Raw genomic sequence first — 18,480 nt, forward strand, 5'->3', positions numbered from 1 at the left:
CGGACGGCGGTCGGGCGGCGGCGACGGAGCGGGCCGCGGGGCGTCGTCACTTGTGGTCGCGGAGGAAGCCAGGGATGTCACGGCGGGTCGGGTAGTTCGGCAGGGGTGCCGGCTCGTCCTGGAGGAATGCGGTGACGACCGCGGCGGCTCGGCGGTTGTTGTCGTCGAGGCCGTTCCACATGTGGTGTCCCACGCCGGGCATGTACTGCGTGCGCCGGATGGCGGGATCGTGGGCGAGGGCGGCCGTCGCCCATTGGCGGATCTGGGACGAGCACTCCGCGATCATCAGCATCGCGGGGGTCCGGGAGAGCCTCAGCCGCGGGGCGAGGGAGGGAGAGTCCTTGATCGTCTGCTGGATGCGGAGGCTGGCGGCGGCACTGAAGGAGAAGTTTCGCGCCGTGTCCTCGACGGGGATGCGGTGCGCGTCCCGCGCGCAGTAGCTCGATGCCGTGTCGCTGCCGAGATCGGCGGCGGTGAAGGCGTTGGCGCCTTCGGCCTGTCCGATCAGCCCCGTGTCGGGGGTGAGGAGCCCGAGCCGCATGAGGCCGAACGCGACGGCGTACCGGGGGACATGGGTCGACCGCGGCCCGGTCACGTCCGGCGCGAGGCCGCGCGCGGAGGGCCGTCCCTTGTGTCCGGTGACGCGTGCGGTGGGGCCGTCCATCGGGCCGGGCTCGGCGATGATCGCCCGGTGCAGGCGCGTGGAGACGCGCGGGTCGGCCAGGGCCCGGGTGAGTACGACCGCGCCCGCTGAGAACCCGAGGATGTCGGCCTTGCCCTTGCCCAGGCGATCGACGAAGGCGGCGAGGTCGCGGACCGACCGGGAGATCGTGTACTGGCCCATGGGAAGCAGGTCGCTGCGTCCCCCGCCGGCCTGCTCGTAGGCGTAGACGTCGTAGCCCCGGCGCGCCAGGAGCCGCAGGAACCGGTGGTCGGGGAGCGAGATGCCGCGAACCGGTCCGCCGTGGAGGTACACGAGCGGAACGGGGTGCGGGGTGCCGGTGTTCGCGGGTGGGTAGTGGTACACGGCTACCCGGCTGCCCGTGGCCAGGTTCCAGTGCTGTGTGGCCACGAAGGGCAGGTCGGGCGGGTACCGCCGTGCCGTGGGCTCGGTCGGTATGCAGACCGATGCCGTCAGAGCGGCAGCGAGGAGCACCGGCAGGAACGGCACGAGCCGTCCCGGACGAGTCCGGCGCCGGCCCCACCACAGCGCGGCAGCGGTCGCGGTTCCCAGGGTTGCCAGCCATGCGGGGAGCCCCGAACCCGCCCCGTCCGTGAGGACGATGAGCGTCAGGAAGAGGGCGACCAGCCCCGTGACGGCCGCGAGGGCCAGCACGAGGCGGCACGCCATGCGGACAGGACGTAAGGCGGACTTCGGCATGAGAGTCTCCAGCGCGTTTCAGAACGGCGTTTCAAAACGACGTTATCAAAGAAGGTAGGCTGTGTGCCGTGGGTAGGCCGAAGACGAACGACGAGAGCGTCAAAGAGCGGCTCGTGGAGTGTGCGACCGAGATGCTCGCCACCCGCCCGCGGGAGTCGGTCACCGTCCGCGCCCTGGCCGCTGCCGCCGGGACGTCGACCACGGCGGTGTACTCCTTGTGCGGGGGCAAGGACGGGCTGATCGGCGAGGTGCGCAACAGAGCGGTCGCCGGTCTGTTCCGGGACGTGTCGGCCGTGCCGGCCTCCGAGGACCCCCTCGCCGACCTCTACGCACTGGCCGCCGCATACCGTCGCTGGGGGCGCGAGCACAACCACCTCTACACGGTGCTGTTCGGTGGCGTGCAGTCCTTCGACCCGTCGGGCGCGGTCGGCACCAGTGACCCGATCCGGCCGCTCCTCGAGGCGATCGACCGCGGCCTGGCCGAGTCCGTCCTCGCCGGCGAAACGAGGTCCATCGCCCTCTCGGTGTGGGTGACCCTGCACGGGCTGGTGACCCTGGAACTGGCCGGAGCCCTCGACGCCGCCACGGCGGAGGACACGTTCCGGTCGACGATCCACGCGACGCTGCGGGGCTGGGCGACCCCCGCGGTGTTCCCCACCCTTTTGGGCACCGACCTCTCCCAGGCGCGGCGATAGCCTGGGCCGCACGCCTCGGCGCAGCCACTCCGTCCGCGCGGGCACGGGCGCTCAAGGAGCACGGCCCCTCGGCGGTCGAGGGTGGTTGCCGCACAGGGGCGCCGATGTGCGGGTCGGACGAACGCGGCGATCGGAGGCCGGTATGGGCGGGGCGCGGCGGTTCATCGGGGTGGCGGAGCGGCGGGCCCGTCTCGCGCTGCGGCAGCGGCTGGTGGGGGCGGCGCGGGCGGCGACGCCGGAGGAGGTCGCCGGTTCGCTGGTCGCCCTGCACGGTACGGACCCGGCGACGGTGTATCTGGCCGTGGGCGCGCGGCTGGCGGACCCGGCGGACACGGTGGCGGAGACGGGGCGCGCGCTGTACGAGGACCGTTCCCTGGTGCGGATGCACGGCATGCGGCACACGGTGTTCGTGTTCCCCACGGCCCTGACGGCCGTCGTGCACGCCTCGACCGGTCTGGCGGTCGCCGCCCGGGAGCGGGCCGCGCTGCTCAAGGACATGGCGACGGCCGGGGCGCCGGACGCGGCCTGGCTGAAGGAGGTCGAGGAGTCGGCCCTGGCTGCGCTCGCCCGGCGCGGACAGGCGACGGCCGCCGAGCTCGCCCAGGACGAGCCGCGCCTGCGGGAGCAGTTCGTGTACGCGGCCGGGAAGCGCTACGAGGGGGTGCACACGGTCTCGACCCGGCTGTTGAGGGTGCTGGGCGTCGAAGGGAAGGTCGTACGCGGCCGGCCCCTCGGCTCCTGGACGTCCAGCCAGTTCCGCTGGGCCGTCGCACCCGAACATCCCGAACTGGACACCGCGCAGGCACAGGCTGAGCTGTTGGGGCGGTGGCTCGCCGCGTGCGGTCCGGCCACCGAGGCCGACCTGAAGTGGTGGACGGGCTGGCGGGTGACGGAGGTCCGTGCGGCGCTGGCCGCGATCGGGGCGGAGCCGGTGGGGCTGGACGAGGGGACGGGGTACGTGTGCGACGGCGACGTCGATCCGCCGGCCGCGCCCGACGAGCCGTGGGCGGCGCTCCTGCCCGGTCTCGACCCGACGGCGATGGGGTGGCGGCAGCGCGACTGGTATCTCGCGCCGGAGCTGCGGCACCTGCTGTTCGACGGCAGCGGGAACGTCGGGCCGACGGTGTGGTGGAACGGCCGCGTGGTCGGCGGCTGGGCCCAGCGGCCCGGCGGGGAGATCGCCTGGCGCGTCCTCGACGAAGAGGGCGTGGACCGTGACGCCCGCGCGGCGATCGAGCGGGAGGCGGAACGCCTGACCGGGTGGCTCGGCACGACCAGGGTCACCCCGCGCTTCCGCACGCCCCTGGAGAAGGAACTGGCCGCGGGGTAGGCGGGCTTCGCGGCAGCCGGCCGGTACACACACCCCCCGCCGAAAAAAGGCGCCGGGCGCCCCGCGGAACAGGGCACCCGGCGCTCCGGATCGGGTGGGGTCAGCGCGCGTAACGCATCAGCGCCCGCACCATGTGGCAGGTGGTGTCGGACGGGGGGTGGACGCCGATCAGATCCGCCGCGTCACGGATCGTCTCGTTGCGGGCCTGGTTCGGCATGTAGACGCCGGAGTCGAGCAGGGCGATGGCGAGGCGCATCGCCTTGAGGCGACGGTTGTGCGTGACGTACCACTCGCGCGGCCGGCCCGGCGGCAGCGGCCGCTTCGCCACGGGCGCGTACGGCAGGTCGAGCAGGACAGGGCGCTTCGCGGTGGACTGGGTGGGCAACGGCTTGGACTGCAGAGCGGCAGCGGGCACAGGCATCCTCCTGTCGCGGTCGGGTGGCCCACGGAGACTTCGGCGTCCCCGGCGCCACCCTCGAACACTGCTTACAGTTTACCGCCGGGCACTGACATCAGGGAGTCCGCAGGGTCCGGCAAATGCCCTGGTGGGGAAGGAAATTGGCGCCGCGTCACGGCAGGTCCGGAAGGGGCGGGTGGGTCGGCGGAAAATCGAACAGAGTCGATGGCGCGTACTGTGAGCCCCATGGAGATCTGGATCAACCCGGCCTGTTCCAAGTGCCGCAGTGCCGTGCAGTTGCTCGACGCCGAGGGCGCCGACTACACCGTCCGCCGCTACCTGGAGGACGTACCGAGCGAGGACGAGATCCGGCAGGTGCTGGACCGCCTCGGCCTCGAGCCCTGGGACATCACCCGCACCCAGGAGGACGCCGCCAAGGAGCTCGGCGTCAAGGACTGGGCCAGGGACGCGAGCGCGCGGGACCAGTGGATCAGGGCGCTGGCCGGGCACCCCAAGCTGATCCAGCGGCCGATCATCACGGCGGACGACGGCACGGCGGTGGTCGGACGCACCGACGAGGCCGTACGGGACGCTCTCTCCCGCTGACGACCCCCACCGTGACGCAGGTCACTTCAGTGACTCCCGGAACCGCTGAGTAACTTCGTTCGGTATCTCGTACATAGCGACGTACGCTCCCCTACCTCTTCAGGAGGCGCGCATGTCGCGTAGGAGAACACTCGGCCCGAAGAAGAAGATCGCGCTGCTGGTGAGCGCGATGACCGTGGCGGGCGGCGGAGCCTTCGTCATGGCGAGCACGTCGAACGCCACGCCGCCGACTCCCAAGGCGGCCGCGGAGTCGACGGCCTGTCTGGGACTCGCCACCGCCCTCGGCAACAACGAGAAGTTCATCGCCGACCAGAAGGCCGATCCCGACGCGCAGTCGGAGGCCAGGATCGCCAACCGCGAGGCGGTCATCGAGGAGATCAAACGCAAGCAGGAGGCGTCGGGGTGCACGGTTGGGGAGTCGGCTCAGGACTCCCAGACCGCGCAGCCGTCGCAGCCCGCGCAGAACGGTGAGCAGGCCGGCGGCGCCCAGGCTTCGGAACCCGCGGAGTCCGCGCCGGCGGAAAACGCCGGTGGGGGCGCTGCGGCCTCCGGTCAGCAGGTGTGCAACGGCTCCACCGTCACGCTCTCCGGCGAGGGCGGTGCGCCTGCCGCGTCCAGCAACCAGTTCCCGGCCGGCACGAAGCTGAAGGTCACCAACCTGGACAACAACAAGTCCACGACGGTGGAGGTCACTTCGGTCTCCGGCAGCTGTGTGCTGCTCAACAACGCGGCCTTCGAACAGGTCCGTGAGGCCGGCAAGTTCCTGATCCGCCGGGCCGTGATCGAGAAGGTGGGGTGAGGCCGTACGGGCGACTGAGTCACTGAGGCGGCGGCCCATCCCCTCGGCCGCCCCTCGTACGTGTCACCGGTCCTGCTGCTCCCGGCCGGGAGCAGCGGGACCGGCGCGTCGTCCGGAACGCCCGGCGCCGGTCACCGGCTTGACGGAGGGGAGCCGGTGACCGGCGCCCGGGGGCTGCCGGAGGCCCGCACGGGGTGACGTGGGGCACGGTGCCACCAGGTAACACGGGGTTCACATTCGAGCAATGGCCGGGAAATCGCCTGTTGGCAGGCTGCCGGGCAGCAGACGCGGCGTCCCAGTGCCGCAGCGCCGCCAGCACCCGCGATACGCGCCCAGACACACCCCGAAGGATGTGGCCCGTGACCTTCAAGGCTGAGTACATCTGGATCGACGGCACCGAGCCGACGGCCAAGCTCCGTTCCAAGACCAAGATCATCACGGGCGGGCCCGCCGGTCTGGACGCGCTGCCGATCTGGGGCTTCGACGGGTCCTCCACGAACCAGGCCGAGGGGCACTCCTCGGACTGTGTCCTGAAGCCGGTCTTCACCTGCCCGGACCCGATCCGCGGCGGCGACGACATCCTGGTGCTGTGCGAGGTCCTGAACATCGACCTCACCCCGCACGCCAGCAACACCCGTGCGGCGCTGGCCGAGGTCGCCGAGCGGTTCGCCGCTCAGGAGCCGATCTTCGGCATCGAGCAGGAGTACACCTTCTTCCAGGACGGCTACCCGCTCGGCTTCCCCAAGGGCGGCTTCCCGGCCCCCCAGGGCGGCTACTACTGCGGTGTCGGCGCGGACGAGATCTTCGGCCGTGACGTCGTCGAGGCGCACCTGGACAACTGCCTGAAGGCAGGTCTCGCCATCTCCGGCATCAACGCCGAGGTCATGCCCGGTCAGTGGGAGTTCCAGGTCGGCCCGGTCTCGCCGCTGGAGGTCTCCGACCACCTGTGGGTGGCCCGCTGGCTGCTCTACCGCACCGCCGAGGACTTCGACGTCGCCGCCACCCTCGACCCGAAGCCGGTCAAGGGCGACTGGAACGGCGCCGGCGCGCACACCAACTTCTCCACGAAGGCGATGCGCGAGGGCTACGACGCGATCATCACCGCGTGCGAGTCGCTCGGTGAGGGTTCCAAGCCGCTCGACCACGTCAAGAACTACGGCGCCGGCATCGACGACCGCCTGACCGGTCTGCACGAGACCGCCCCGTGGAACGAGTACTCCTACGGCGTCTCCAACCGCGGTGCCTCGGTCCGCATCCCGTGGCAGGTCGAGAAGGACGGCAAGGGCTACATCGAGGACCGCCGTCCGAACGCCAACGTCGACCCGTACGTGGTGACGCGTCTGCTCGTCGACACCTGCTGCTCGGCGCTGGAGAAGGCCGGCCAGGTCTGATCCGTCCCGCACGTTCCCGAGGGGGCGCTCACCGTTCGCGGTGGGCGCCTCTTCGCGTTCTCGGTGGGGCGGCCGGTGTCCAAGCAGTGAGAGGAGGGTCCCGGCGCCGGGTCTCCTCTGCTTCAATAGGCCCATGGCCAGCTACCAGAAGCACACCGCGACGGGTCGTGACGACCTCGAGCCCTTCTGGCCGTCCCGTCAGGACCACGACTTCGACCGGGTGTGTTGCCGCGCGACGAACGCGCCGGCCCTCTAAAGCCGTACACCCCGGCCTTCGGCCAGCGCGAACCGCGTACGTCCTCGGCGACCCCGACCACGAACTCGCGGCCGTCGACCTCTCCGACGAACCTCTCGCGCGAAAGAGCTGACCTCTCATGGCGACCACTCGTTCTCTGTCCACCGCCACGCTCGACGCCCCCTCGACGAACGGTCCCCGGCACCGGTTGCGTGCCGTCGACCGGGACGAGGTGGTCACGGTCGCGGACCTGCTGCCGCCGGGTGCCACGTGGCTGCCGGCTCCGCAGCACACCCTGCCCACGCTGCCGGGGCAGCCGCCGATGATCGGCTATCTGGTGCTCGTCCCGGCCGACCAGCAGCCGCCGTTCCCGGTGGCCGTGCCGGACCGGCCGGAGGCCGTCGGCCCCGCGTCCGGCACCGAGCCGGGCGGCGACGCGCTGATCCGCGTCGACACCGTGCAGCGTACCGCCCAGGTGGCCGGGCGTCCGCTCGACCTCACCTACCTGGAGTTCGAGCTGCTGGCCCACCTGGTGGCGCACCCGGGCCGGGTGCACACCCGTGACCAGCTGGTCGGCACGGTGTGGGGCTACGGGCACGTGGGCGACGGCCGCACGGTCGACGTCCATGTCGCCCGTCTGCGCCGCAAGCTGGGCGCGGAGCACCGCGACACGATCCGGACGGTCCGCCGCGTCGGCTACAAGTACGTACCGCCGACGGAACGCTGACCCCCGGGGCCGGCGGGGTCTCGTCTGCTGACGGCAGATTCGGTTCCGCCGGACCGCCGCACCGGGCAGAGTCACCGGCATGAGACTTCTGGTGCTGGGTGGTACGGAGTTCGTCGGCCGGGCCGTCGTGGAGGCGGCCCTGGGGCGGGGCTGGGACGTGACCGTCTTCCACCGGGGACGGCACGAGGCGCCGCCGGGTGCGCGGACGCTGCTCGGCGATCGCACCGCGCCCGGCTCTCTCGCCGCCCTCGCGGCGGACGAGGGCGAGTGGGACGTGGTCGTCGACACCTGGTCGGCGGCCCCCCGCGCGGTGCGGGAGGCGGCGCGGCTGCTGCGGGGCCGCGCCGGCCGGTACGTGTACGTGTCGAGCCGCTCGGTGTACGCATGGGCCCCGCCGGCCGGGTACGGCGAGGACGCGCCCCTGGTCGAGGGCGCCTCGGCCGACGCGGACGGCACCGACTACGCGCGGGACAAGCGGGGCGGGGAGCTGGCCGTCCTGGACGCCTTCGGCGAGGACCGGTCGGTGCTCGTACGGGCCGGGCTGATCCTCGGGCCGTACGAGAACATCGGCCGGCTGCCCTGGTGGCTGGGCCGTACGGCGCGCGGCGGACCGGTGCTGGCCCCGGGCCCGCGCGAGCTGCCCCTGCAGTACGTGGACGTCCGTGACCTGGCCGACTGGATCCTGCTCGCGGCAGAGCGGGAACTGAGCGGGCCGTACAACCTGGCGAGTCCACAGGGACACACCACCATGGGCGCGTTGGTGGATGCCTGTGCGCGGGTCACCGGCGGTGCGGCCGAACTGCGGTGGACCGCGCCCAAGGTGATCCTGGAGGCGGGCGTCGAGCCGTGGACACAGCTGCCGGTGTGGGTGCCTCCGGGCAGCGACCTGCACGACGCCCTGCACAGCGCGGACGTCTCCCGGGCGGTCGGGGCGGGGCTGAGCTGCCGGCCCGTCGAGGAGACCGTGGCGGACACCTGGCGGTGGCTGCAGGAGCTCGGCGGCGTGGCGCCGCAGCGCCCGGACCGGCCGGCGAGCGGTCTCGACCCGGAGGTGGAGGCGAAGGTGCTCGCGGCCGCCGACGCCCCCGGCACGAACGGCGGAGGTGTACGTAGCACCACCCCGTGACCGGTGTTCCGGCCCAGTGACCGCGCGGCCCCGCTCCGCGAGACTGACGCCATGACCATGGACACGAAGAACGGCGACGGGCGGACGAAGGGGCGGGGCATCGGGCTCGCCGCGGTACGGGGGCTGGCGCTGGCCCTCGTCTCGCTGCCGGGGGCGGTGCTGTGCTTCTGCCTGTCCCTCGTCTCCATCGGGCTGATCCCGATCGGGGTCGGGCTCGTCACGACGCCCTACGTGCTGGCGGGGGTGCGGGTGTTCGCGAACTGGCGGCGGGTGCTCGCCGCGGAGTGGGGCGGGGTGCGGATACCCCCGGCGTACCGGCCGCTGCCGAAGGACGCCAACCCCTGGGCGCGCACCTTCGGGATGCTGTCCGACCCGGCGACCTGGCGGGACCTGCTGTGGCTGCCGGTGGACATGACGGCCGGGTTCGTCACCGCGCTGCTGCCGGCGGTGCTGCTCTTCTATCCGCTGGAGGGCTTCGCGATCGCGGCCGGGCTGTGGCGGGTCTTCCCCGACGGGTACTGGTACGGGTTCGTGCCGGTCACCGGGCAGGCGTCCGCGCTCGGCGCGGCGGCCCTGGGTCTCGTCCTGCTCTTCTGCGCGCACTTCCTCACCCCGCGCCTGCTGGACTTTCACTTCCGGCTCACCCGCGCCGTGCTCGGCTCGAACCAGGGGGAACTGGCCGAGCGGGTGCGGGTCCTGACCGAGACCCGGCGGGACGCGGTCGACGCCTCCGCCGCCGAACTGCGGCGCATCGAACGGGATCTGCACGACGGGGCCCAGGCCCGGCTGGTCGCGGTCGGCATGGACCTCGGCACCATCGAGGCGCTCCTCGACAAGGACCCGGACCAGGCGAGGAAGCTGATCGCGCAGGCCCGCACCTCCTCGGTCGAGGCCCTGTCCGAGCTGCGCGAGCTGGTGCGCGGCATCCACCCGCCGGTCCTCGCCGAGCGCGGACTGGGCGACGCCGTACGGGCGCTGGCGCTGCGGCTGCCGGTGGCCACCGAGGTGAGCGTGGACCTGCCCGGGCGGGCTCAGGCGCCCGTGGAGTCGGCCGCGTACTTCGCCGTCAGCGAGGTGCTCACCAACGCCGTCAAGCACTCCGGCGCCGACCGGATCTGGGTCGACCTGCACCAGGCGGACGGCATGCTGCGGGCGACCGTCACCGACAACGGCAAGGGCGGCGCGGTGATCGAGGCCGGTTCGGGACTGGCCGGGGTCGAGCGGCGACTGGGTACATTCGACGGCGTCCTGGCCGTCAGCAGTCCCGCGGGCGGTCCCACCATGGTGACCATGGAGATCCCTTGCGCGTAGTCCTGGCCGAAGACCTCTTCCTGCTGCGCGACGGACTCGTCCGGCTGCTCCAGGCGCACGGCTTCGAGATCGCGGCGGCCGTCGAGTCCGGTCCGGAACTGGCCGCCGCGCTGGCCGAGCTGGAGCCGGACGTCGCCGTGGTCGACGTCCGGCTGCCGCCCACGCAGACCGACGAGGGGCTGCAGTGCGCGCTGGAGGCGCGCAGGAAGAGGCCCGGGCTGCCGGTGCTGGTGCTCTCGCAGCACGTGGAGCAGCTGTACGCGCGTGAGCTGCTGGCCGACGGCAGCGGCGGGGTCGGGTACCTGCTGAAGGACCGGGTGTTCGACGCCGAGCAGTTCGTGGACGCCGTACGGCGGGTCGCCGCCGGGGGCACGGCGATGGATCCGCAGGTCATCCAGCAGCTGCTGGCGCGTCAGGCAGGTGACGGCCGGCCGCTGGCGCGGCTGACGCCCCGGGAGCGTGAGGTGCTGGAGCTGATGGCCCAGGGCCGGTCCAACGCGGCGATCGCCGGGCGGCTGGTCGTAACGGAACGGGCGATCGCCAAGCACACAGCGAACATCTTCGCCAAACTGGGACTGGACGTCTCGGACGACGACAACCGTCGCGTGCTGGCGGTTCTCGCATATCTCGACCACGGCCGGTGAAACCGGACGAGCCCCTTCACCCACCGTGGACGATCAACAACTCCCGGTGCGAAAGGGCCTGTTGAGGGCACAAGGCCCTCACGAATCTCGCATCAATTTCCGAGACATCTGAACACCTGTGGGACCACCTCCGTATGGAAGGGAGCCGCTTCACTCCTGTCGGGCGCCTCGATGCCCCCGAAAAAGGAAGTCAGAGGAGTTCCATGGGACGCAACACAAGAAAACGCCGGACGCCGATGGCCACCAAGGCCATAGCCGCATCGGCGGCCCTAGCGCTCGGTGGGGGCGGGCTGATCTGGGCAAACTTCTATGCCTCGGCGCATGAGGAGAACTCGGCGAACCAGACGAAGTCCGCGGGCGCACAGGTCGCCACGATCCAGTGCCCGGACGTCGGCCAGCAGCTGACCGACGTGCCGGACGGTGCTCGCCAGGGGGTGGACAAGGAGCTGGCGAACCTCGACAAGCAGATCAGCGAGGCCTACACCCGGCTCGCCTCCACGCGTCAGGCCCAGGCCGGTGACTCCGGCTTCGTCAACAACGCCATCCTCGGCCCGCTGAAGTCGAAGCGGACCGCGGCCATCGACCGCATCGGCATCAACATCAAGCGGGTCGGCGGTCAGGCACCGGACAACCTCACCCAGATGGCCGAGTGCAAGGGCATGGCCGCCGACGCGAACACCACCGACGGCAACGGCGGGGGCGGGCAGAACAACGACGGTCAGAACCAGGGCGACCAGAACCAGGGCGGCCAGGACCAGAACCAGGGTGGCCAGGACCAGAACAACGGCGGTCAGGACCAGGGCCAGGACAACGGCGGTCAGGACAACGGCCAGGGGCAGGGCGGCAACGGCGGCCAGGCCGGCAACGGCCCGGCGGCGAACGACTTCATCAACATCGAGGACGTCCAGCCGAACTCCCGCAACCTGCCGAACGGTCTGGCGGCCAACGGCGACGGCGGCTCCACCGGCACCTTCACCACGGAGTGCGGCACCAACGAGAACGAGAACCGCAACTCGGACAACGTGATCGTGGCGCCCGGTGTGTCCAACGGTGCCCAGCACCAGCACGACTACGTCGGCAACCAGAACAACAACGCCTTCGCGAGCGACCAGGACCTGGAGAACGGTCAGACCACCTGCCAGAACCAGGGCGACAAGTCCACCTACTTCTGGCCGGTCATCCGCGTCCAGGACGGTTCGGACGACGTCGACGCGGGCCAGCCCGGCGGTGGTCAGGACAGCAACGTCGGCAAGATCGTGCAGCCCGCCGAGGCGCAGCTGAAGTTCGTCGGCAACAAGACGAGCGATGTCGTCGCCATGCCGAAGGCCCTGCGCATCATCACCGGTGACGCCAAGTCCTTCACCAACGGCCTGAACAACGCCAACACGTCCTGGACCTGCACGGGCTTCGAGGACCGGCAGGTGACGGACAAGTACCCGCTCTGCCCCGAGGGCAGCAGCGTGGTCCGGCTGTCCAACTTCCAGAGCTGCTGGGACGGCCAGAACATCGACAGCGCCAACCACCGCACCCACGTGGACTTCGTGGAGGCGGACGGCAGCTGCTCGAACGGCTTCAAGGCCATCCCGCAGCTCCAGGTCCGTCTGGTCTACGACGTCCAGGCGCCGCAGATCAACAACGGCCAGGTGCAGAACGCCTTCGCGGTGGACTCCTTCCCGGAGCAGCTGCACAAGCCGATCACCGACCACAACGACTTCATCAACTTCTTCGACGAGAACGTGATGAACCAGATGGTCCAGTGCATCAACAGCGGGCAGGACTGCAAGTAGTCCTCGGCCGGAACACGAGAAAGCCGGCGGTGGGTTCTCCCTCCGCCGGCTTTCTCGTGTTCCCGGACCGTGCGGTCAGCTGTGGTGGCCGCCCTTGTTGTGGCTGCCGCCGGGGTTCATGTGCTCGGAACCCTCCTCCATGGTCCCGCCGAGCGTGCCCTGCAGCGACGTGACCGTCTTCTCCTGGCCGACGGCGACCCACTTGCGGCCGACGAGGTAGTAGCCGCCGTAGTCCTTGGCGCTGTTCAGCCACTCGCGCTGGCCGCGGTCGGTGGCGAAGGTGGCGAGGATGTACTTCTCCTTGCCCTTCTCGCAGATGGCCTGGCGGATGGTGTCGGCGTCGGTCTGCATGTTGGGCTTGCACTTGGCCTCGGCCGCGATGTGTTCCAGGCTGCCGGTCACCTCCTTGGGGACGGCCGCCTCGTCCTTTGCGCCGGATCCGCAGCCTGCCAGCGCCAGTATCGCCACCGCGCCGCTCAGCGCGAGCATCGGTCGGGTCACCCTCATCTGTTCCTCCGGTCCTTGTCACGGCACGGTCCGGACGCATGCCGCACGGAGCCCCGGCAAGAGGCTCTCCGGCCTTCGGTACGGCTGCGGAGCGCCCGGTGCTCAAATTTCCGGTGCCCCGGTGGGTACGTCCGTGCGAGGGTGTCCCGGTGAACCAGGACTGGGAAGACCGTGTGGCCGCCCTGTGGAGCCGATTCGACGACTACGGCGAAGGGGAGGAGGCCGAGGCGCGCTTCCGTGCCGACGTCGACGCCCTCGTCGCCGAGCTGCCGGAGGGCAGCCCGCTCGGGCCCTTCGAACAGGCCTGCGCCTGGGACTCCACGGGCCACTCGGACAAGGCGGTCCCGCTGTACCGGGAGGCGCTGGCCCGCGGCCTCCCCGAGGTGAGCCCCTACAAGGCGCGCCGGACGAAGATCCAGCTGGCCAGCTCGCTGCGGAACACCGGCCGGGCCGAGGAGGGCGTCGCGCTGCTGACGCCCGAGCTGGTCGCGCCCTCCGACGAACTCGACGACCCCGTGCGTGCCTGTCTCGCCCTGTGCCTGTCCAGCCTGGGCCGGGACCGCGAGGCACTGTCGCTGGCCCTGGGCGCCCTGGCCCCGCATCTGCCGCGTTACCAACGGTCGATGGCGAACTACGCCCGGCTGCTCGTGGAGCCGGAGGAGGAAAGGGAAGACCGGCCGGAGGCGTGACGCCGCGGTCAGGTGACCATCGAACGATTCGCTCGTTCTGCTGAACGTGCAGTCACAGGATGTCGCCCAGCGCCCCCCGTCCGCCTCCCCCGCCGGCCCGGTCGTCGACGTCGAGCAGGCCGAGGCCGCGCTCGTCGAGCACTACCCGCGGCTGGTCCGGCTCGCCTATCTGGTGCTGCCCCCGAGCACGGGCCGCGGCAGGCGCGTCCTGACCGCACACGCCCTGACCCAGCGGGCGCTGCCCCGCGGCAGCCGCACACCGGCACCGGTGATCCCCGCCCAGTCGACCGGTGGGGACGGCGACCCGGGCTACGCCCTGGTCCGTCTCCAGGTGCTGCGCACGGCGCTGGAGGCGGGGCTGCCGCTGACCCGCAAGGCGTGGCCCAAGCGGGCCCAGCTGCCGCCGCTGCTGCCGCAGGTGTGGGGCCTGAAGCTGTTCCCGCGGTCCGGCGGCGCCGACGAACTCGCCCTGGACCAGCGGCTGTCGACCCTGTCGGGACCGGCCCGGGCCGCGTACGCGCTGCGCGGTCTGGAGCGGCTGGAGGACGACGGCGTGCGCGAGGTGCTCACGGCCGCGGGCGTCGCCGACGCGGACGGCGCGCTGCTGGAGGCCGACGGCGTCCCGGCCCAGTACGGGCTGCTCGACTCCCCCGAGTTCGACCCCTGCTCGCTCCAGGCCCGCCCCACCGACCTGATGCGCCGCCGCCAGCACCTGAAGGGGGCGCTGGCCGCCGGGGCCGCGCTGCTGGTCTGCGGGGCGCTGCTCGGTCTGCCCGGCGGGGGCTGGGGCCCGGACGGCGCCGCCGCGCCCCCGTACGCGCGGAACCCGGCCGCTCAGGCCGCCCTGGACCCGGCGAAGCTGACCAGGGTCTCCCCCGCCGCGTGGCGGACCTCGGCGCGCACCGACTTCTCCGTGTGGCCGGCCCGCGGCGACCTCACCGGTGACACGGCTCTGCTGCGCCGCGTGCTGGCCGTATGGGCCCGCCCCGGCGGGACGGTACGGGTGTCGGCGACGCCCGGCACCCCGTCCGGTGGCCCGGCCGGTCCGCCGCAGCTGCTGTACGCGGGGACGGTCGACGCCGCGCGGGTGGTGATCCTCCACGACGGCTGGCGCATCGCCCGGTACGCCGAACCGAAGGACGGCACGCAGGGCGCCGCGCTCGACTTCGCCCGGGTCGACGGCGCCCGCCGGGCGGAGGCGAGCGCGGTGGTCCTGGGCCGGGCCGACGGCAACGTCCGTTATCTGACCGCCCCTTGGGTGGAGAAGGCGGGCGAGCGGGACCTGATGAAGCCGGGCTCGGGTGCGATGGACCTCGCCCTCACCGACGGTGTCACGGCGCCGCTGGCCGGCCCGGCCCTGCGCTCCGGCGGGTGCGCCTCGTGGAACGTGCTGCAACTGACCGACGGCACGGGGAAGCGCCTGCTGACCGACCTCGGCGAACTGGTCCCGGCCCGGCTCACCGCCGGACGGCCGGGCTCCCCGCGCGAGGTGTCCGGTGCCGAGGCGCTGCGCACCTGGAAGCCGTACGCGTGCTCGCTGGGCACGCTGCGCTCCGCGGGTGTGCGGAGCGTCAACGCCTGGGCGTTCAACGAGCAGCCGCTGCCGGGCGCGAGCGAAGCGGGTGGGGGTGCGGGTTCGGCCGCGTGGGTGTGCACGCGGGCCGAGACCTGGCGGGGTGACGGGGCGCGGGTGCTGGCGCAGTTCCACACACCGGGCGGGAGGTACGGGGCGGTCGCGGCGAAGGCCGAGAACGTCCCGGCGTGCGGGGCCCGCGATCCGCACGTGCTGGCCGGCGTGCTGTGGAAGTCGGGGGCGGGCGACTGGTATCTGCTGGCCGCCGGCAGCCGGGAGACCGCGTCGGTCCGGGTGAGGGGCGGGGTCAGCGGGTCGGCGCGGGGCAGTCTGCTGACCCTGCCGGCCGAGCGGGGGGTGCGGGCCGAGCTGAAGGGGACGCTGCGGGACGGGCGGTCGGTCGGCGGACTGCACTGACCGGCAGTTGGGGCACCCGCCCGGCGCACGCGTCCGAACCTCACCGATCGATCCGGTCCGTTCGAGGCCGGAATCGATCGGTAAGGTGTTCGCATGACTACCGGGGTTCGCCGCAGATTGGGAGTCGAGGAGCGGCGGCAGCAGTTGATCGGCGTCGCCCTCGAACTGTTCAGCCGCCGCTCGCCCGACGAGGTCTCCATCGACGAGATAGCGTCGGCCGCGGGCATATCACGCCCGTTGGTCTACCACTACTTTCCCGGCAAACTCAGCCTGTACGAGGCGGCGTTGAAGCGGGCCGCGGACGATCTCGCGGCCCGTTTCGTGGAACCGCACGAGGGCCCGCTGGGGGCGCGGCTGCTGCGTGTGATGCGCCGCTACTTCGACTTCGTGGAGGAGCACGGGCCCGGTTTCTCCGCTCTCATGCGCGGTGGGCCGGCGGTCGGCTCCTCGACGACCAACGCCCTCGTCGACTCCGTGCGGCAGGCCGCGTATGTCCAGATCCTTTCGCACCTGGGCGTGACCGATCCGCCCGCGCGTCTGGAGCTGGTCGTCCGTTCCTGGATCTCGCTCGCCGAGTCGACGGCGCTGATCTGGCTGGACGGCCGGCGCATCCCGCGGGACGAGCTGGAACCCCAGCTCGTCAACGACTTCGCCGCGCTCGCCGCCGTCAGCGCCGCCTACGACGCGGAGATGGCGGCCCTGCTGCGCCGCATCGTCAAGGACGAGCCGGCCGACGGCCCGTTCGCGAACCTGGCCGGCCGGCTGGTGGCCCTGGCGTCGTGACCCCGCCGGGCCTCAGCTCTCGAACTTCCGGTACGACGCGTCCAGGTCGCGGACTTCGGCGGAGGCGTGCAGCACGAGCCCCTCGGCGGGCTTGACGTACGTCCGCAGCAGTTCGAGGGCGGCCTCGGTGAGCCGGGCCTTGGTCTCCTCGGTGCGGCCGGCGAGCAACGCGAAGTGGACGTGCACATGGGCGTGCCCCTCGGCCTGCGGACCGACCACGATGTCCTCGGTCGGGCGGAAGCGGGTCTTGCACGCCGGCGGCTTGGCGGCCGCGATCTCGACCGTGGCCTCGTGGAGCGCCTTCGCGAACCCGGGCCGGTCGAAGTCGTCCGCGAGGTCGGCGGAATAGTCGACGGTGATCTGCGGCATCAGTACTCCTGCTTCTGGGCGGCCAACGGGCTCACCCTAACCGCAGGGCCAGCATCGCGATGTCGTCGTCCCGGTCGTGGCCGAAGCAGCCGAGCAGCACGTCGCAGAGGGTGTCCATGCCGTCGGGGGCGTCGACGGCCGCTGTGCGCAGCTGTTCCATGGAGGTGTCGAGGGGGATGCCGCGGGTCTCGATGAGGCCGTCGGTGACCATGAGCAGTCGGTCGGTGGGCTTCAGCTGCCCCTCGGTCGGCGGGGGCCGCTCCAGCCCGAGCCCGAGCAGCGGGCCGCTCGCGTCGACGTATCGCGCGCCGCCCCCGCCGCCCAGGATCAGCGGCGGGATGTGACCGGCGTTGGCGATCCGCACCCGCCCGGTGCCGGGGTCGACCAGGGCCAGACACACCGTGGCCGTGATGTCGGGGTGGTAGAGCTGGAGCATCCGGTCGAGCCGCCCGGCCAGCACCGCCGGGTCGCTCTCGGACACACAGTAGGCGCGCAGCGCGTGCCGGATCTCGACCATCACGGTGGCCGCGTCCAGCGAGTGCCCGGCGACGTCCCCGACGGCGGTGAGCACTCCCTCGCCGGTGCGCAGGGCGGCGTAGAAGTCGCCACCGATCTCGGTCTCGCTGGACGCGGGCACGTAGCGGACGACGATGTCGACGCCGGGCAGGTGGGGCAGCTTGTGCGGCTGTGGGAGGAAGCTGCGCTGGAGGGTGAGGGCGACGTGCCGCTCCACCTGGTAGAGCAGCAAGGGTTCGGCGGCGAGCGCGGTGGCCTGGGCGAGGCGGCCGAGCAGACCGTCGTCCGCGGGGTCGGTGAGGGCGACGCGCCGTACGGGCGTGGCCAGGCCCACCGCCGACCGGCCGTCCTGGGCCGGTGCCACGGTCAGGCGGGCGTCCTCCTCGACGCCCGCCCGGAAGATCCCGGCCGGCCACAGGGGCGCGGGGACGACGGCGCTGTGCACCCCGGTGCGGCCCTCCGCGAGCCGGGTGACCAGCCGGGCCGCCGCCTGGTGGGCCTCGCTGTCCGCGGGGGCGGGGCGGCAGTGGGCCGTGCCCCGGTACCGCTCGCCGTCCGGGCCGATCACGAACGCCACGGCGGGCGAGGCGGAGAGGCGTGCGGCGCCGTCGGCCGCCGCGGCGGCGAGTTCCCGCGGGCAGCGCGCCGTCTGCACGGTGATGATGGCCTCGGACAACAGTGTCAGACGCTGTACGACCGACTCGGCCCCCGTGGCACGGCGCACGGCGGCCCGGACGACGGCCTGGATCTCCTGCGGTTCGGCCGGCACGGTCAGATAGGCGTCCCCGCCCGCGTCCAGTCCCCGGCACCGGTCGCCGGGCGCGGTCGCTGCGGCGGAGAAGTGCACGACGGGCAGGGCGGCCATCGGCAGCTGGGCCCGGACCCGGCGGCACAGCTCGAAGCCGCTCATGTCGGGCAGGCCCACATCGACGAGGGCCACATCGGGCAGGGTGCCGTCCCGCAGCCGGACGTCGAGTTCGACGAGCGCCTCACCGCCGCTCGCGACCGGCACGACCTGGTGGCCGGCCCGGCGCAGTACCGCGCCCATGGCGTACCGGCTGGCCGCGACGTCGTCCACGACCAGCACGGTGGTGCCGGTGGCCTGCTGTGTGCCGTTGCCGTCCATCTCGGCCCTTCGAGGGCGTACGGGGGTGGGGCGGGCCGTGGAGCACGGCCCGCCCCACCCAACGTAGTGCG

General features: G+C 72.3%; 19 protein-coding genes. 14 read left to right on the forward strand and 5 right to left on the reverse strand.

Annotated elements, in window-relative coordinates:
* Nucleotides 1-46: 46 nt before the first annotated feature.
* Nucleotides 47-1,381 carry an alpha/beta hydrolase gene (locus tag ABZ016_RS00270; protein WP_356914266.1) on the reverse strand — a complete coding sequence of 445 codons (1,335 nt, stop codon included), beginning with the start codon at nt 1,379-1,381 and terminating at the stop codon, nt 47-49.
* A 68-nt stretch (nt 1,382-1,449) separates the two neighbouring features.
* Between ABZ016_RS00270 and ABZ016_RS00275 the strand changes: the two genes are divergently transcribed.
* Entirely contained in the window at nt 1,450-2,076 is a 627-nt protein-coding gene (locus ABZ016_RS00275; protein WP_356914267.1) for a TetR-like C-terminal domain-containing protein, read from the forward strand.
* 142 nt (nt 2,077-2,218) lie between these two features.
* Nucleotides 2,219-3,406, forward strand: a complete 1,188-nt coding sequence (locus ABZ016_RS00280) for a winged helix DNA-binding domain-containing protein (RefSeq protein WP_356914268.1) — start codon at nt 2,219-2,221, stop codon at nt 3,404-3,406.
* Nucleotides 3,407-3,506: 100 nt separating this feature from the next.
* On the opposite strand, the gene ABZ016_RS00285 is transcribed toward ABZ016_RS00280, so the two are convergent.
* Complete coding sequence (locus ABZ016_RS00285; RefSeq protein ID WP_356914269.1) at nt 3,507-3,821, reverse strand: hypothetical protein; 315 nt, start codon at nt 3,819-3,821, stop codon at nt 3,507-3,509.
* Between the two features lie 228 nt (nt 3,822-4,049).
* Between ABZ016_RS00285 and ABZ016_RS00290 the strand changes: the two genes are divergently transcribed.
* From ABZ016_RS00290 to ABZ016_RS00330, 9 genes are all read left to right on the forward strand, one after another.
* Nucleotides 4,050-4,409 (forward strand): arsenate reductase family protein, encoded by a 360-nt coding sequence (locus ABZ016_RS00290; RefSeq protein ID WP_356914270.1) that lies wholly within the window; start codon nt 4,050-4,052, stop codon nt 4,407-4,409.
* 112 nt (nt 4,410-4,521) lie between these two features.
* Complete coding sequence (locus ABZ016_RS00295) at nt 4,522-5,208, forward strand: hypothetical protein (RefSeq protein ID WP_356914271.1); 687 nt, start codon at nt 4,522-4,524, stop codon at nt 5,206-5,208.
* A 359-nt stretch (nt 5,209-5,567) separates the two neighbouring features.
* Nucleotides 5,568-6,599, forward strand: a complete 1,032-nt coding sequence (glnII, locus tag ABZ016_RS00300) for a glutamine synthetase (RefSeq protein WP_356914272.1) — start codon at nt 5,568-5,570, stop codon at nt 6,597-6,599.
* Nucleotides 6,600-6,732: 133 nt separating this feature from the next.
* Nucleotides 6,733-6,855, forward strand: coding sequence for a hypothetical protein (locus ABZ016_RS00305; RefSeq protein ID WP_356914273.1), 123 nt, complete (start codon nt 6,733-6,735; stop codon nt 6,853-6,855).
* Between the two features lie 118 nt (nt 6,856-6,973).
* A complete protein-coding gene (locus tag ABZ016_RS00310) occupies nt 6,974-7,561 on the forward strand; it encodes a winged helix-turn-helix domain-containing protein (RefSeq protein WP_356914274.1) in 588 nt (195 codons plus the stop codon).
* Nucleotides 7,562-7,640: 79 nt separating this feature from the next.
* Nucleotides 7,641-8,687 carry an SDR family oxidoreductase gene (locus ABZ016_RS00315; RefSeq protein WP_356914275.1) on the forward strand — a complete coding sequence of 349 codons (1,047 nt, stop codon included), beginning with the start codon at nt 7,641-7,643 and terminating at the stop codon, nt 8,685-8,687.
* Nucleotides 8,688-8,738: 51 nt separating this feature from the next.
* Entirely contained in the window at nt 8,739-9,998 is a 1,260-nt protein-coding gene (locus ABZ016_RS00320) for a sensor histidine kinase (protein ID WP_356914276.1), read from the forward strand.
* Nucleotides 9,989-10,642 (forward strand): response regulator transcription factor, encoded by a 654-nt coding sequence (locus tag ABZ016_RS00325; protein WP_356914277.1) that lies wholly within the window; start codon nt 9,989-9,991, stop codon nt 10,640-10,642. The genes ABZ016_RS00320 and ABZ016_RS00325 overlap by 10 nt, the downstream gene beginning before the upstream one ends.
* 203 nt (nt 10,643-10,845) lie before the next feature.
* A complete protein-coding gene (locus ABZ016_RS00330) occupies nt 10,846-12,429 on the forward strand; it encodes a DUF1996 domain-containing protein (RefSeq protein WP_356914278.1) in 1,584 nt (527 codons plus the stop codon).
* 75 nt (nt 12,430-12,504) lie between these two features.
* Here the strand turns inward: ABZ016_RS00330 and ABZ016_RS00335 are convergent, their stop codons facing one another.
* Nucleotides 12,505-12,936 carry a hypothetical protein gene (locus ABZ016_RS00335; RefSeq protein WP_356914279.1) on the reverse strand — a complete coding sequence of 144 codons (432 nt, stop codon included), beginning with the start codon at nt 12,934-12,936 and terminating at the stop codon, nt 12,505-12,507.
* Between the two features lie 149 nt (nt 12,937-13,085).
* Between ABZ016_RS00335 and ABZ016_RS00340 the strand changes: the two genes are divergently transcribed.
* From ABZ016_RS00340 to ABZ016_RS00350, 3 genes are all read left to right on the forward strand, one after another.
* Nucleotides 13,086-13,625, forward strand: a complete 540-nt coding sequence (locus ABZ016_RS00340) for a tetratricopeptide repeat protein (RefSeq protein ID WP_356914280.1) — start codon at nt 13,086-13,088, stop codon at nt 13,623-13,625.
* A 46-nt stretch (nt 13,626-13,671) separates the two neighbouring features.
* Nucleotides 13,672-15,615, forward strand: a complete 1,944-nt coding sequence (locus ABZ016_RS00345) for a hypothetical protein (RefSeq protein WP_356914281.1) — start codon at nt 13,672-13,674, stop codon at nt 15,613-15,615.
* 93 nt (nt 15,616-15,708) lie between these two features.
* Nucleotides 15,709-16,398 carry a TetR/AcrR family transcriptional regulator gene (locus ABZ016_RS00350; protein WP_356914282.1) on the forward strand — a complete coding sequence of 230 codons (690 nt, stop codon included), beginning with the start codon at nt 15,709-15,711 and terminating at the stop codon, nt 16,396-16,398.
* A 12-nt stretch (nt 16,399-16,410) separates the two neighbouring features.
* On the opposite strand, the gene ABZ016_RS00355 is transcribed toward ABZ016_RS00350, so the two are convergent.
* Nucleotides 16,411-16,767 (reverse strand): 5-carboxymethyl-2-hydroxymuconate Delta-isomerase, encoded by a 357-nt coding sequence (locus ABZ016_RS00355; protein WP_356914283.1) that lies wholly within the window; start codon nt 16,765-16,767, stop codon nt 16,411-16,413.
* A 31-nt stretch (nt 16,768-16,798) separates the two neighbouring features.
* Nucleotides 16,799-18,409 carry a fused response regulator/phosphatase gene (locus tag ABZ016_RS00360; RefSeq protein WP_356914284.1) on the reverse strand — a complete coding sequence of 537 codons (1,611 nt, stop codon included), beginning with the start codon at nt 18,407-18,409 and terminating at the stop codon, nt 16,799-16,801.
* Nucleotides 18,410-18,480 lie beyond the last annotated feature (71 nt).

Origin of the sequence: Streptomyces sp. NPDC006372 (assembly GCF_040612515.1) — a bacterium.
Lineage (GTDB): Bacteria > Actinomycetota > Actinomycetes > Streptomycetales > Streptomycetaceae > Streptomyces.

What these genes read in the sequence shown, in the direction of transcription:
- ABZ016_RS00270 (WP_356914266.1), bottom strand. Translation starts at nt 1,381, where the DNA reads ATGCCGAAGTCCGCCTTACGTCCTGTCCGCATGGCGTGCCGCCTCGTG.
- ABZ016_RS00280 (WP_356914268.1), top strand. Translation starts at nt 2,219, where the DNA reads ATGGGCGGGGCGCGGCGGTTCATCGGGGTGGCGGAGCGGCGGGCCCGT.
- ABZ016_RS00290 (WP_356914270.1), top strand. Translation starts at nt 4,050, where the DNA reads ATGGAGATCTGGATCAACCCGGCCTGTTCCAAGTGCCGCAGTGCCGTG.
- ABZ016_RS00295 (WP_356914271.1), top strand. Translation starts at nt 4,522, where the DNA reads ATGTCGCGTAGGAGAACACTCGGCCCGAAGAAGAAGATCGCGCTGCTG.
- ABZ016_RS00305 (WP_356914273.1), top strand. Translation starts at nt 6,733, where the DNA reads ATGGCCAGCTACCAGAAGCACACCGCGACGGGTCGTGACGACCTCGAG.
- ABZ016_RS00310 (WP_356914274.1), top strand. Translation starts at nt 6,974, where the DNA reads ATGGCGACCACTCGTTCTCTGTCCACCGCCACGCTCGACGCCCCCTCG.
- ABZ016_RS00315 (WP_356914275.1), top strand. Translation starts at nt 7,641, where the DNA reads ATGAGACTTCTGGTGCTGGGTGGTACGGAGTTCGTCGGCCGGGCCGTC.
- ABZ016_RS00320 (WP_356914276.1), top strand. Translation starts at nt 8,739, where the DNA reads ATGACCATGGACACGAAGAACGGCGACGGGCGGACGAAGGGGCGGGGC.
- ABZ016_RS00330 (WP_356914278.1), top strand. Translation starts at nt 10,846, where the DNA reads ATGGGACGCAACACAAGAAAACGCCGGACGCCGATGGCCACCAAGGCC.
- ABZ016_RS00335 (WP_356914279.1), bottom strand. Translation starts at nt 12,936, where the DNA reads ATGAGGGTGACCCGACCGATGCTCGCGCTGAGCGGCGCGGTGGCGATA.
- ABZ016_RS00350 (WP_356914282.1), top strand. Translation starts at nt 15,709, where the DNA reads ATGACTACCGGGGTTCGCCGCAGATTGGGAGTCGAGGAGCGGCGGCAG.
- ABZ016_RS00355 (WP_356914283.1), bottom strand. Translation starts at nt 16,767, where the DNA reads ATGCCGCAGATCACCGTCGACTATTCCGCCGACCTCGCGGACGACTTC.
- ABZ016_RS00360 (WP_356914284.1), bottom strand. Translation starts at nt 18,409, where the DNA reads ATGGACGGCAACGGCACACAGCAGGCCACCGGCACCACCGTGCTGGTC.